This window comes from Mesorhizobium sp. M0698, assembly GCF_040320455.1.
Taxonomy (GTDB): Bacteria; Pseudomonadota; Alphaproteobacteria; order Rhizobiales; family Rhizobiaceae; genus Mesorhizobium.
The window spans coordinates 1-13,154 of sequence record NZ_JAMYPQ010000004.1; the positions used below are offsets into that span (position 1 = coordinate 1).

General features: G+C 60.3%; 11 protein-coding genes and 1 pseudogene. 7 read left to right on the plus strand and 5 right to left on the minus strand.

Features of this window, described 5'->3' with window-relative positions; all coding sequences use genetic code 11:
* Positions 1-377: 377 nt before the first annotated feature.
* The gene (locus NKI16_RS10375) at positions 378-1,439 is read right to left on the minus strand and encodes a tyrosine-type recombinase/integrase (RefSeq protein WP_245274606.1); all 1,062 of its coding nucleotides are present in this window, start codon (positions 1,437-1,439) and stop codon (positions 378-380) included.
* Complete coding sequence (locus NKI16_RS10380; protein ID WP_352757347.1) at positions 1,436-1,867, minus strand: excisionase; 432 nt, start codon at positions 1,865-1,867, stop codon at positions 1,436-1,438. The genes NKI16_RS10375 and NKI16_RS10380 overlap by 4 nt, the downstream gene beginning before the upstream one ends.
* A 508-nt stretch (positions 1,868-2,375) precedes the next feature.
* On the opposite strand from NKI16_RS10380, the pseudogene NKI16_RS10385 reads away from it, so the two are divergent.
* Positions 2,376-2,687 (plus strand): annotated as a pseudogene (locus NKI16_RS10385) (ArdC-like ssDNA-binding domain-containing protein); the annotation flags it as partial.
* Here the strand turns inward: NKI16_RS10385 and NKI16_RS10390 are convergent.
* Positions 2,604-4,229 carry an AfsR/SARP family transcriptional regulator gene (locus NKI16_RS10390; protein WP_352922704.1) on the minus strand — a complete coding sequence of 542 codons (1,626 nt, stop codon included), beginning with the start codon at positions 4,227-4,229 and terminating at the stop codon, positions 2,604-2,606. The pseudogene NKI16_RS10385 and the gene NKI16_RS10390 sit on opposite strands and share 84 nt — an antisense overlap.
* Before the next feature lie 228 nt (positions 4,230-4,457).
* On the opposite strand from NKI16_RS10390, the gene NKI16_RS10395 reads away from it, so the two are divergent.
* From NKI16_RS10395 to NKI16_RS10420, 6 genes are all read left to right on the plus strand, one after another.
* Positions 4,458-6,113: a vanadium-dependent haloperoxidase gene (locus NKI16_RS10395; protein WP_352922706.1), complete on the plus strand. Its 1,656-nt coding sequence runs from the start codon at positions 4,458-4,460 to the stop codon at positions 6,111-6,113.
* A complete protein-coding gene (locus NKI16_RS10400; protein WP_023680785.1) occupies positions 6,113-6,541 on the plus strand; it encodes a hypothetical protein in 429 nt (142 codons plus the stop codon). The genes NKI16_RS10395 and NKI16_RS10400 overlap by 1 nt, the downstream gene beginning before the upstream one ends.
* A gap of 78 nt (positions 6,542-6,619) precedes the next feature.
* The gene (locus NKI16_RS10405; protein ID WP_031213365.1) at positions 6,620-6,979 is read left to right on the plus strand and encodes a hypothetical protein; all 360 of its coding nucleotides are present in this window, start codon (positions 6,620-6,622) and stop codon (positions 6,977-6,979) included.
* Between the two features lie 73 nt (positions 6,980-7,052).
* Positions 7,053-7,988, plus strand: coding sequence for a phosphatase PAP2 family protein (locus tag NKI16_RS10410; protein WP_198023675.1), 936 nt, complete (start codon positions 7,053-7,055; stop codon positions 7,986-7,988).
* Between the two features lie 12 nt (positions 7,989-8,000).
* Complete coding sequence (locus NKI16_RS10415; RefSeq protein WP_352839371.1) at positions 8,001-9,446, plus strand: S8 family serine peptidase; 1,446 nt, start codon at positions 8,001-8,003, stop codon at positions 9,444-9,446.
* Between the two features lie 37 nt (positions 9,447-9,483).
* Entirely contained in the window at positions 9,484-10,590 is a 1,107-nt protein-coding gene (locus NKI16_RS10420; RefSeq protein WP_352922709.1) for a hypothetical protein, read from the plus strand.
* Positions 10,591-10,701: 111 nt separating this feature from the next.
* Here NKI16_RS10420 and NKI16_RS10425 read toward each other — a convergent pair whose 3' ends face one another.
* Together NKI16_RS10425 and NKI16_RS10430 are read right to left on the minus strand one after the other, a co-directional pair.
* Positions 10,702-11,751, minus strand: coding sequence for an L-idonate 5-dehydrogenase (locus NKI16_RS10425; protein WP_352571217.1), 1,050 nt, complete (start codon positions 11,749-11,751; stop codon positions 10,702-10,704).
* A complete protein-coding gene (locus NKI16_RS10430; RefSeq protein ID WP_023674276.1) occupies positions 11,748-13,154 on the minus strand; it encodes a TRAP transporter large permease in 1,407 nt (468 codons plus the stop codon). The genes NKI16_RS10425 and NKI16_RS10430 overlap by 4 nt, the downstream gene beginning before the upstream one ends.

Here is a 13,154-nt window from a genome sequence, read left to right on the forward strand (position 1 = left end):
TCGGAGGACAGCCAGCCGGCCAGATGTTCGAACATCGCCGCCACATCTCAGGTGGCCACCGCTTCCGCGATTACTTCATGTTCGTGCATCGGGCGCAAAGCGGTCATTTTAGGGTACGTTCCGAAGTGACATCACACCATCGATCGCCACCAAGGTAACGTTCAGGTCGATAGCCAGCGTTCGTTACAGAAAAGCCTTGGGTCTAAAGCTCGATCTGACACGGCGCGTTCACAAGCGGTTCTGTTGTTCGCTCAACCGCTCGCCCCGTGGTCGCTCAGACAGGAGGGACCTGAGCGCGCTCAGGATTTGAACCTGCGATCCCATCGTCCCGAACGATGTGCGCTACCGGCAAAGCCGCAGGTTCCCGGGTTCCTTCGTCACGCTCGCTCCGCAATGATTGCATTTCCTTTCGGGCTTTGTGTGGGGAACCTGTGGTGCGATCGGGCCAAGTTCACGTTTTCATCGCCACCTATCCTGAGCGAGGTTTTCGTCGCCTTGGCGGCGACGTGCTTCTTCGCGATCTTCTCGGCGGCGTCTGCCTGGAAGTCGGGATGATGGTGACCATAAGTATCGATCAGAACATCCACGGTGATGCCGAGAAAGCCCGCGGCCTGCCACATGTCGGCGCCGGCCCGCATCAGCCAGGTCGCAGCGGTGTGGCGAAGCGTGTGCGAAGTGACGTCGGGACCGAGGCCGGCAGCGTCGCGAGCTCTCCTAAAGCTCTTCTTGACCGACCCCACCGGCTTTCCATTCCACTCCACCACAAAGTCTTGCGATATCTTGCGACCAATATTTGCGCTCTTGCCGCGCGCCTTGGTCCTGATATCGAGATCTGTGCACGCCCAGCGGCGGAGATGCGCCAACAGCCTGTCCGGCAAGCGCACAGGCGGCTGGCGTTTTTTGGTCTTCTTTGCGCTATCGGCGCGGCGGTAAAAGATGCCGCGGTCGAGGTCCACATAACCACGCCCTTTGGTGGGACGGATGGCGGCACCGCAAACTGCGGCAGAGCGCGTTCCTGTATAAAGCGCGACAAGCATGAAGCGGGCGAGGTGTCGCCCGGTACGCCGGTCGCTCTCCTGGCCCTTCCATTTCTGCTTCATACGCCACGCGGCCCAGATAAGGGCGGCCGCCTCACTGCGCGTCAACCAGCGCTCGCGCGCACCGGCCTTGTCAGGCAGGACAATCGTCGGTGCGGCAGTCGTGTGGCCTTCCCTGCGGTAGTAGTTGATGGCCGCACGAAGATCCTCGAGTTGGCGGCGCGCAACGGCTTCGGTGGGACAGAACGCGACGTAGTCGCGGCAAAGCTTGCCGTTGATAGCGGCGAGCGTCTTTTCACCGAAGAAATCGAGGATGTTGTCCAGCCGAGCCGCCGTCTCTTCCGGCGCGGCATGCTTCGGTGCAACCTCTCTCAGGTAGACGCTGACGACATCGGCTATCAAGACATCTTCGGCACCGCGCGCTCGGTGGTACTTGCCGGCGATGTAGACCGCGAGCGCCTTTTCAGCTTCAGGTCCTGGATGGCCTTTTTCGCCGCTGCCAGCGCTGATGAACGTTGTTCGATCGCGGATAAACCATCCAGCTTTGTTTCGGAGTGTTCCGTCCTTTTTCCAGCTTTCGCCGCGCCAGACGAGGCGTGGCCCTTTCGACGCCCGCGGCATAGTTCCCTCATTCTGGTGATCGCCAGCAAGGTGACGTACTCCTTTCCTGCGATTAGCTCGGTTTCAAGTCGGCCGGCGTCACGTTCCTTGCGTAGGCCTGCTGCGCACATCGAGCCATCGGGAAAGGCAATTCGTGCTGCAATCGCGACGCGCAGGGGCGTGGTCTCGTCGAATTGTTCGGGGATTTTCAAAACGGAGCCCTCAGCCAATCTCTATGGTCCGATAGTTTCGCTCGGAAACAGACGGATCGCGGGTCGCATTGAGCACACTTTTCTGTCTCGCCATTCCGGATGCCCTGCCGCACGATCTTTTCTCTGAATATACGGCTGCGAAAAGCGCCGACTGGAGCGCCTGCGGCAAAGATGCTCCTTTGACCTGCTAATCGGAGCGGTTGCGCTGACGCGCACTCCACGAGCCTTTCGGCTGGCTCCCCACTTCCGTGGCCGGTGAAACCGCTCCTGACTGGCTTCGGCTATCTGTGCGGCTTCCGTTTCCATGGACTCACTGCCGGGTCGCTTGGGCCTACTCCCGTGCGCCCGGCTTAGTGGGTTCTGCTGATCGCCTCACGCTGCGGTTTCGAACGGTGTCTTCCACCTCGGAGTTGGTCAGCAACCGCAATCTTCGTTCGAGTCCATAGAGTTAGAGGGCCCGCGCTTGGCGCACTGACGGGTTGAAGGCTGGGAGAGAGGCTCCCGGCGCCCGGCGCGGAGACTAGCAATGACCAAGCATCGGCACCAGGCTGCCCCGACCCGGGCCAGCGTATATGACGATATCACCAACAAGATCATCGGCGAGCTGGGGGCCGGTCGGCTGCCCTGGGTTCAGCCATGGGGAATGGCAGCTGCGAAGGCGCCGCTCGCCATGCCGAAGAACGCCGCCACTGGCCGGCGATACTCTGGAATCAATGTCCTGATCCTCTGGGGTTCGGTGATCGAGCAGGGTTTTTCAGGACAGAGCTGGCTGACCTTCCGCCAGGCGCTCGCGCTTGGCGGTAGCGTCCGCAAGGGTGAGCATGGAACGACAGTCGTCTAACAGTTCGCGGGCCTCGTCCTTGAGGCCGAGATGCGCCAACGCAGCCCCATAATAGCGGAGTGTCGGGGGATACGAAATCTCGCGCCCCCCCGGTTCAAGCGCGAGAGCGCGACGCCCCTCGCGGGCGGCCGCTTCGAAATCACCCGACATCGCCTCAATCATGCACAGTGACGTCGCGAAGCAATATCGAAACGTCAAGTTCTTTCCAAGTATCTCTGCCTTCTTAGCCGCTGCCCTAGCCTCTGAATAACGTCCAGTATAGAAGTTTAGCATAGAGAATGCGTCGTAGTACATGACATTTTGTGTACCCGTCTGCCTTGCTTTTTCCAAATATTCTCCGGCAGTAGTGAAATCTTGAAGGAGGAACGCGTGTACGTGGGCGCATAGAGACAGGGCTGCGCCATTAAATGGATCAAGGTCCATAGCCACGCGCATGTCGTCCTTGCACTCTTCGATCGTAAGGCGATAGTCGTAGGCATGCGAACGGTCGTAAAGAAATACAGCCTGATACGCGCGCCAAGCATGAAAGATGCCCTGGCGGCTGAGTCCATTTGCTTCGGTCAGCGTCGCACGGCTGGCTCTGACGTCGGACGGGCTAAGGCTGAACATCTGCGCTGTAGCAGTCAGAAGCCGTTTTCGGCTGAGATGGGAATCGTCCAGCGCATCGAGCGAGAGAATGTTCCGGTGCAGGAGACGGTCAACACAGTTGGTTGCGAAGGCCTGAAGATCCCGCTCCAGTGCCAGCGTCTTTCCGCCAAGCTTTACCACCGTACTCATGCTGACCATAACGTCCCGGTTGGTCGAACCGACGCACATAATGGCAACCGCCAGAGTATCGTAGGCGCTCTCCGTCTTGATCAGCAGATCCAAGTCCTGCGCGTCGGCAGCACTTCGCGGCCCGTTGCGAGCGGGATCCGGGACGGAAACCCGAAAGCAGCCCGTTTCCTCAAGGCCGGAGATGACGGCCTGCCGAAAGAGTTCAGGCAAAATCATGGCGCCGACCGCACCATTGTGCCAAGCATCCAAGCCGATGCTCACGACCAGACGCCTGTCGGGCTGCGCGCCACTGCGTCGAGTGTCGTCGGCCCCCGGACTGGTCACTCTCGGCGCCGCCGTTTGCCGCTGGCTTCGCCTCTCGCGCAGCCATTCCTCGAACCCTTCCTCTCCAGCAATGTCGAGGCCTTCAAGAAGCGTTCCGTTCGTCTGAGCGCTTTCACCCTCGCCCAATGCGTCGACGTCACACCGGTCGAGCCGAAGGCAGACGGTTTCGCGATCGATATGAAGCAGATCGGCCAAGTCCCCCGCGAGCAGCGCGCGCAACGATGACAGCTCGCGTCGAAGGCTGTTTTGAGACTCCGTCTTCTCGCATCGCCCCCATAGCATGTCCTGCAGCGAGGCTCGGGAACGCTCCCCGTTCCGGGAAAACGCAAGAATCGCAAGCAAGGCACGTGCCTTCTTGCTCGGCACGGCAATCTGACGGCCGTGCATATCCTCAAGTCGAAAGATGCCCCGCAGCGTAAGCCGCGCGATGAGTTGCATGGCCATTTCCAGCCTACCCTCGAAACCCCGGCCATCTCTATAGCATAGACCGCAAAAGAATACACAATCTCACTCGATCGCGCGTTCAGTGATGGTCTTTTCACGCATTTTTCACGCAACAACGACGGAAATTCGGACGGTTTTGGAACGCGGGCATGGTCATTTCCCGCGTCGGCGGCGCACTGAAATCAAAATCTTGCTTGCGCTACCAAGATGGAGGCTAAAAAAATGTTAGATCAATTTGATCCGATCTTGTTCTGGAGCAGGGCTTCACTCGAAGCGCAACGCCAGGACTATACGTTCGGCGATGGAACGGGCATCGACGAGGCCGGAAAAGGCCGAACAAAGCTTGAACCGAAAGTGGGCGGGCCGACGCGTGCGTCCCGCGCGCTGGCAATCGTGCATATCGCCATGTACGACGCCCTGCTGATGGCCGATCCGGCTTCATTCCACAACAACCATCATCGGTTTGCTCGGCTGGCCGCATATCAGCCCATGCTCCCTGCCGCGCCTGCCGTGATCAGCCGTGAAGCCGCTGTCGCCGGAGCGGCGTCGGTCACGATCCGGCTGTTGTTCGAAGACGCCTTCGTTGAGCAGCTCGTTACGGAATACCGACTGCATCTGTATGAAAAGGGCCAGTCGGCGCAGGCGATCGAAAACGGGCTCGAGTATGGCGCTGCCATCGGCCGGATGCTCGCGGACGCTCGGTCCGCCGACGGTTCGGGAACACGGGATAGGCAATACCGCGCCTTCGGCCTACCAGGAACCTTCAGCCTTGACCCCTATTCGCCCCTGGGCGCCGCCGTGCTGGGTGCGACATGGGGTTTCGACGTTAGGCCCTTCGTCACCTACCCTGCCGGCGCGATACAGTTTGTCGGGCCAAGCGAGGCCCTTGGAGAGCGGCCGCCGCAGCCGGGCCAGACAGAGCCCCTGGGGGCGTTTCTCGAAGCAATGAACTGGCCGGCGGATCGCGACCTGGTCGCCGGCAAAGGCGCTGCTCCAGGGACCGACCGGTTGACACGAACAGCCGAGGAAACGCTCATCGGAACCTTCTGGGCCTATGACGGGGTTCGCGGGATCGGCTTGCCGCCGCGCCTCTACAATCAATGTCTTCACGCGATCGCGGAGCAGGCGAACTTCTCGACGGAGGCGTTGGCCGTTCTGCTGGCCATCTGCAACCTGGGAATGGCCGATGCCGGCATTGCCGCGTGGCGCGAAAAATTCACCTATCATGTCGCACGGCCGGCAACCTTGCTTCGCACCAACGAGGCCGGATTCAGGGAGGGTACCGCGTCCGTGCCGACCTTCGATCAGGCCAGGCTCTCAATGCCCGCCGGAGAGGCCGGCAAACCGGACTATACCTCCATCAAGGCATGGCTCGAATTGCCACCCGACACACCTTCGCTGGTCGAATCGGATGCGCATTGGGCCCCCCTCGGGGCACCACAGACGAATTCCGTCCCGCGTGGCGGCGATGGTCCGAAGTCACGAACGCCGCAGTTTCCGGCCTATCCATCGGGGCATGCGACCTTCGGTTCAACCTGCTTCGGGCTCGCAAGCGAGCTGCTTGAAGCTCTGGGCGGCGGCAAAGATCTCGTCTTTGCCTTCGTATCCGATGAGTATGATGGCCGCGCCATCGACCCGGACGGGTCCGTGCGTCCCCACCATGTCCGCCAGATGACGCTTGCCCAGGCAATCCATGAGAATGCCGTCAGCCGTCTCTATCTCGGTGTGCATTGGCAGATGGACGCTGTCGAAGGTGTGCGTCTTGGCCGCAACCTGATCGACGTCATGAAGTCCAACCCCGTTGGGCCTCTGCACGCGATCATCCCCGACGATCCTTTCGAGTCTGAACTCGCCGCCAAAGCAAAGGAGATGATGTGATGAACAACTTTCGCACGCGTATGGCGAACCAACTTAGTCATAGCCGCTGTGAAGATCCAGCTCGGCCGATCACGCCGGCCTCGTCAGAGACGTTAATCGTCGAGCTCAAGGACGACACGCTCTCGATCAGCGACACGCATCTGTTCGACTTCCCGAATAGCAAGCATGGGCTATTTGCCGCCAATAACCGCATTCACGCACGCAAGGTCAAACAGGACGGCGACGACACCGTGTTCGAAATGCTGGAAAAAATCGATCAGCCGGACGCCAAGCCGTTTCTAGTCCTTGCAGGCCGGCCGCATGACTGCCGCCTAAGCATCGGGGCCGACGGGATTCGCCGATTGCGAGCCTACGGCACCGATGATGGAAACGGACGCCTGAACTGCGGCGGGTGGATATTCGACGCCCTGCAGTCGTCTTCCGCCTGACATTCCCCAAATCAATGGACGCCATCGGTTGCGGTGGCGTCCACACCCGAAACGCGATCACTCTGTGGGAGAAATAAAATGGACAATTATCCGGTATGGGGACTTTTGATTGCTTTCAACGGAGCGACTATATTTCTTCTGCGCTCCGTATTCACAAGCATTGACTACAAATCGATTATGTTGGAGAAGAATATCCAGGACGACAACGGCGTAGCTCCTGTCGAGAGCTACAGTCGTGTAGCCGGCATGCTTGGGGCATCTTTGATGGTTACGCTATTCTGGGGCGCGAGCAACGTCGTCCTCTACTTTGCGATCGTGCGGCCCGATCAGGTTTCTGGAATCGTCACCAGTGTCGGGAATTTTCTTTTCTACGGCGCATCGCTCTTTCTTCCATACGCGGCCAACCAACTGAAGGCGATGTTCCAGAAGCCGGCATGACGACCGCTTGCAGAAATTATAACACGGGGCAGCCTTTTCGAAGAAGGCTGCCGGGCAAATGGGGGACAAAGAGATGGGACTTCAACCTGTTGACCAACTGGATTTTAGGATCAGTTCGAATATCGTCCTGACAAGACGCGGCGAAATCGGCTTTCTTCAAACAGACAACGCTCTCTTCACGGAATTTTTTAAAGATCTGCCCAATGCGAACAAGTTCGCTGCGGCCTTTGCGGGATCCCTATCGCGTTCCCGCAGCAGCTTCGAAGTCCTTTCGCGCTCACGGTCCCGCTCGCGGTCAAGATCGCGATCGCGATCACGTTCAAGATCAACTGCGCAGGTGGAGCGCGGCGGCGGCGCAGTCGGCGAGGTTCTCGCGTCCTGGGACGTCGTGAGGCGGCTTTACGCTGCGGGGATGTTGGACGGGACTTACCCTTTCGAGGCCCTGCAGATAAAACCGCCGCCGGGTCCGTCGGAAGCTGCCGCCGAAATTGCAGCGCTTCACGTTCACCAACTGAGCCTTGTCAACGATCGCGCCAGGCAGGAAGAGATCCTGTCGCAGGCCGACACATCCAATCTGTCGGACATCTTTGCCCCTCTCGGCATCGAAAGCGGCGGCTTCGACAGTACTGAGAGGATGATCGAACTGATCCTGCAGGTCGCCGAGCGCGTTGGCTACTTTTACAAGGCCGTCTTCAATCGCCAGCGACCGAACCAGGTGGACTCCCGGTTGAGGCCATTCATCCCCGTTCCGCCTCATGCGGCATTTCCAAGCAACCATTCGTTTCAAATGTTCTGCATCGCCGAGGTTCTCACGCGCCTGATACCGGAACATCCCGGCACAACCGAACTGTTCTTCGTTGCCGAGCGCGTCGCCGAAAACCGTGAGCACGCGGGGCTACATTACCGTTCGGATACGGAGGCCGGCCAGGCTCTGGCCAGGCAGTTCGCACCGTTTTTCATCAATTTGTGCAGCCGCGAGATGCGTCAAGCTCTCCTGGAATGGCACTGAGGGAGGGGAGCTATGGAACCGGACACTGCACCAGGACAGGAGCGGACCGAGTCCCCTCTTTTCTATCTCTGGCATCTTGCCAGCATTGGCTTGCTCGACGCGCAAAGACCAGGCGTTGTGCCGCCAATCTGGTCAAAGGGCCTGCCTGAGAGCCGGGTCGCCATTATCGACAGCGGCTGCACATCGAGGCATCCAAATCTGCCAGCTAGCTGCATCGAAGCCCGGCTGGACGTGGCGGTGTCGACCGACGGAGTAGTCTATCGCGAGGAGGACCGGCGCGCCGCCCGGGATGGCTGGCAGAACCTTGAAGCGACGATGGCTCCAATATTGAAAATGATCGCCGACGACGCCGTTCGCGACGATATTGCCCGGCGCATCAAAGCGATGTCCGAAGGGGAGCCCCGGCTTGTCAACGCTGCCGATCCGGCAGAGCGTTTTGCCGGACACGGCACCTCTTGCGCCGGTCTTATAGCAGGCCGGACACTGAAGGAGCCGCCGGCGGGGTCGGCGCCTGCGCTCGATGGCGCCGTTTTGCCGTACTTTGGCGTGAATCCGTTTGCGACGATTATTCCGGTCGCCACCCCCTACAGCCATGAAATCGCTCCACTTGTCACCGCGCTTCTGCACGCGGTCGCCTGTCGCGCCGATGTCATTCTGCTGCCGCGATCGGTGAACGATCTCGGCAGGTTGGCCAGAGGGAAGAACGCGTCTGGGACGGGTGTTCGCATGACGCGGTTCGACGACGACGAGGCGTTGGCCACCGACAAGAAGATCTTTGAGCATCTCCTGGCAGCGATCGCAGCGGATCGTCCGGTCATTCTCGCGGCCGGGAATGACGGAATGGCCGAACCGGCCTATCCCGCGGCATTGGCGACTGCGACGGAGGCACCCTTCGGAGCGACATCTCTGATCGTTGTTGGCGCGGGCAATCAGCTGGGGTGGCGTTCCGCCTACTCGAGCGGCACCTACGCTTCAGGCGTTACGATCTACGGCCCGAGTGACGACGAGGCTATGATCACCGACCATGTCGTACGAATTGACCTCGCCGCTGAGATGGGCAGCGCAATTGCCAGGTCGGTTGGGCCAGCACGTGCGAAGGCCGGAGCCGAATATTCACCCTTCAGTGTTCTGGCGATTGACGTACCTGCCCGCCTGGCCGGCGATGCGGACGTCATCGACGAAACAACACCCCTGCCGACCGGGCTTCTCTATACCCGCTTCGGCGGAACCTCGGCCGCATCGGCGCTGATTGCAGGTCTGGCTTCGTTGATTCAAGCGAAGGCACTTGCCGACAGCAGCAAACGACACTCCGGCAGCCAATTGCGCGAGCTGCTGCTGAGCAAACGTCCAGCTGAACTGGTGCTTACCTCATCAGGCTCGTCGCGCTCGAAACTTAATAAGGGAGACCAGCCACCCCCTTACGTCCAGATCAGCGACGTCGTGCCAAACAAACCATGAAGGCACGACTGTAAGTCGCGATTATTTGGAGGCAAGCATGGAAGACGGCACAGAGAAGGCAACGGCAGCGGCCGACCCGAGATCTGTATTCCCCGGCTCTGGGAGGCAATGTCCGAAATGTGACGAGCCGATCTCCTTAAAAGCCATTCGATGCCCTCACTGCCTGGCAGATCTCGGTAGAGGGGCAACCGGATGGCAAAAGGTGACACTTGGTGCAAAACTCGTACGCGACTGGATCGGGTTTCCTGCGGCAGTGGCTGCGCTATTAACTGCATTCTTCACCCCGACGGTCGCTGCCATGCTGAGTTGGTTCGACCAAGACAGAGCCTATGTGACGGCCGAGCTATTTAATCCCGACATTGTCAATGTAGGTCTAGACGATCGCGGAGTGAGCGACCAAACGGACAGGGTGACGCAATACATCTCTTTGATCCGCGTCGGCGGAAAGAATACCGGCTATTCTACCGCCTCGATCAGATCGAATTTTCGCTGCGCATTGCAGACCTCCGACGGCGCCGGCATGGATTATTATTTCGACTTCTATGACATTCAATCCCAGAGGAAGTTTTTTCCAACCTTGGACGCCGGACAGTCGATCATCACTTTCGGAAAGCTTACTGGTTCTCAAGAACACGATTCAGCTACGGGTATGAATACCTGTGAATTTTCTTATGTTGACCGGTACGGCCCGCGGCCCCCTTACATCGTGTCACTTTCCGACCGCGCAAGGTCAGAGATTGCAGGGCTCGCAATCGGAGATGAGCAAGCGGAACTACAGTCGCAATTCTGTGCTGGAATGGTGACGCAGATGCGGCTGAGCGACAAAACCATAGCCGACTGTGTAAACGACACACATGCAATCGCGATTGAGCCGATATATTTGTGGAAAAGCGCGGTCGCACGCGCAATGCAATTCTCAACGGCGTTCGGCACGATGACCGGCCAGCAGTCGAAACGTGCCGCGGGCGCTATCCTCGTCTGTAACGACAGCCCAGACAACTGCAAGCAGACAGATGCGAACATGTTGTCCGAAATGGACACGGCACTTAGTCGCTTCCAGCCGCCCATAACAACTTGGTTCTGCAGTTCAAAGCCAGGACTATCTTTGGCGGACTGCACACGGCGTGATTTCCCTCTTCCCTGAGCCGGCGTTCCATCTGAGCGACCCGTTCCACGAAACGTCAGCACAGAACAAGTGATTGAGTTTGACTGCCAACGTTCTCGCGCGGCTCAATGCGTTTGGGCCGTTTCCCGATCAGTCCGCAGTGAGCACGACCTTGACGCTTTGTGAACGGTCGGCGGCAAGAAGGAAGGCGTCGGGCGCGGAAGAAAGCGTGCGCTCGGCGGTCACCAGCTTGAGGACATCCACCTCCCCCGAAACGATGAGATCGACCGCCCGGCCGAACTCCGTGCCGAAGCGGAATGTGCCTTTGAGGTCGATCTCCTTGGCCATCACTGCATTGGCAGGCAGCGGGATCTGGCCACCGGGAAGATTGCCGACCTGGACCACCGTGCCGCCGCGCTGGACGCTGGCGATCGCCGCGGCAAGGCCGGCGGCAGTACCTGAAATCTCGAACGCCACATCAAGCGAACCGCCGGCAGCAAGCGCCTGGAGCTCGGCGTCGCCGCCGGAAAGGTCGATCGTCCTGTCGGCGCCCAAACTGCGGGCGAAGGCGAGCGGAGCGGCGGCGATATCGGCGACCGTAAGCTCAGCGCAGCCGGCAAGCCTGGCCGCAAGCATGGCCAAGAGACCGATGGGGCCGGCACCGAACAGGATGACGTTGCGGCCCCTGATGTCGCCCGCCCGCGCAACGGCGTGCAGGCTGACCGCCAGCGGCTCGGCAAGTGCGGCCGCCTGGTAGGCCACGTCAGATGGAACCTTGAAACATTGCGCGGGCGTGGCGTCGAACAGGCTGGCGAAGCCGCCCTGCATATGTGGCGTCTTCGATGCCGAACCCATGAAGTAGATGTTTTCGCAGAGATTGGCGCGCTCTTCCAGGCATCGCGCGCAATGCCCGCACCAGCGCGACGGATTGACCGCGACATGGTCGCCGACGCCCAGGCCGGGTGCCGCGCCGTTGATCTCGACGACTTCGCCGGAGATTTCATGGCCGAGGACAAGCGGCGAGGTGACGACGAAGTCGCCGGTCCGGGCATGGCGGAAATAATGCAGGTCGGAGCCGCAGATGCCCCCTGCCCCAAAGCGCACCCGCACCATGCCTGGTGCCAGCGGTTCGAGCGGATGCTCCACGACGCGCAGGTCCTGCGGGCCGAACAGCGTCGCCGCAGTCACCTGGCCGCTCACCGGATCAGTCCCATCTCGGTCGGCAGCCAAAGCGTGATGGCGGGTATGAAGGTGATCAGAAGCAGCGCCACGATAAGCGGCACCAGCCACGGCAGGATCGCCATGGTGGTGCGCTCGACCGAAAGCTTGGCGACGCGCGACAGCACGAACAGCACCATGCCGAGCGGCGGGTGCAAAAGCCCGATCATCAGGTTGAGCGTCATGATCAGGCCGAAATGCACCGGGTTGATGCCGTAGACGGCGGCGACCGGCAGCAGGATCGGCACCAGAATCGTGATCGCGGCGATCGTATCGAGGAAGCAGCCGACCACCAGCATCAGGATGTTGACCAGGATCAGGAAGACCCATTTGTTTTCGGTGAGCGCGAAAATGAAGTTCGAAAACAGCTGTGCCGCCTGGCTGACGGTGAGCAGCCAGGCGAAGATCGATGCGGCGGTAACGATGAACAGCACCGACGCGGTCGTTTCGATCGTGTCGAAGCTGGCCTTGGCAAGCAAACGCAGCGTCATCGTGCGGTAGCGCACCAGCCCGAGGAAAAGCGACCAGATCACGGCCGCCATCGCCGCCTCGGTCGGCGTGAACCAGCCCATCGTCATGCCGCCGATCAGGATGACCGGCGTCATCAGCGCCATGACCGCGGAGAAATCGAAATACCAGTCCGCGGCGATCAGCAGCAGCAGCGCGATGCCGACCGCGATGTTGATCGACAGGCCAAGCTGCACAAGCACATAGCAGCCAATCGGAAAGGCAGCCACCACCAGCACCTCGCCCGCCGCTTCGGCGAGCCGCCGAAGCTCGAAAGGCGTGTCGGAACCCCAGCCGCGATTGTACGCAAAGATGGCAACCGTAATCATCATCAGCACGGTCATGACCACGCCGGGCAGGATGCCGGCCATGAACAGCGCGCCGATCGAGACATTGGCCATCATGCCGTAGATGACGAAGGGCAGCGAGGGCGGAAAGATCGGCCCGAGCGTGGCGGAAGCGGCGGTAACCCCGACCGCGGCGTCGATAGGATAGCCGTGGTCCTTCATCGCCTTGATCTCGATGGTGCCGATGCCGGCGGCGTCGGCGAGCGCGGTGCCCGACATGCCGGAAAAGATCACCGATCCGATGATGTTGACCTGCGCCAGGCCGCCCTTCATCCAGCCGACCAGGGCAAGGGCGAAGGAATAGATGCGCCCGGTGACGCCGGCGATGTTCATGAGGTTGCCGGCCAGGATGAAGAAGGGCACGGCGAGCAGCGGAAAGCTCTCCACCCCGGCGATCATGCGCTGGGCTGCGATGATATCGGGCGCCACGCCGTAGATGACGAGGTAAAGGATCGAGGCGGCCGCCATCGAAACAGCGACCGGCACGCCGATGAGCATCAGGACAAGAAAGCCCCCTACCAGAAGCAGCAT

Coding starts and splice junctions, on each gene's coding strand:
- NKI16_RS10390 (WP_352922704.1), bottom strand. CDS start 4,229: ATGCAACTCATCGCGCGGCTTACGCTGCGGGGCATCTTTCGACTTGAG.
- NKI16_RS10395 (WP_352922706.1), top strand. CDS start 4,458: ATGTTAGATCAATTTGATCCGATCTTGTTCTGGAGCAGGGCTTCACTC.
- NKI16_RS10400 (WP_023680785.1), top strand. CDS start 6,113: ATGAACAACTTTCGCACGCGTATGGCGAACCAACTTAGTCATAGCCGC.
- NKI16_RS10405 (WP_031213365.1), top strand. CDS start 6,620: ATGGACAATTATCCGGTATGGGGACTTTTGATTGCTTTCAACGGAGCG.
- NKI16_RS10410 (WP_198023675.1), top strand. CDS start 7,053: ATGGGACTTCAACCTGTTGACCAACTGGATTTTAGGATCAGTTCGAAT.
- NKI16_RS10415 (WP_352839371.1), top strand. CDS start 8,001: ATGGAACCGGACACTGCACCAGGACAGGAGCGGACCGAGTCCCCTCTT.
- NKI16_RS10420 (WP_352922709.1), top strand. CDS start 9,484: ATGGAAGACGGCACAGAGAAGGCAACGGCAGCGGCCGACCCGAGATCT.
- NKI16_RS10430 (WP_023674276.1), bottom strand. CDS start 13,154: ATGCTGCTTCTGGTAGGGGGCTTTCTTGTCCTGATGCTCATCGGCGTG.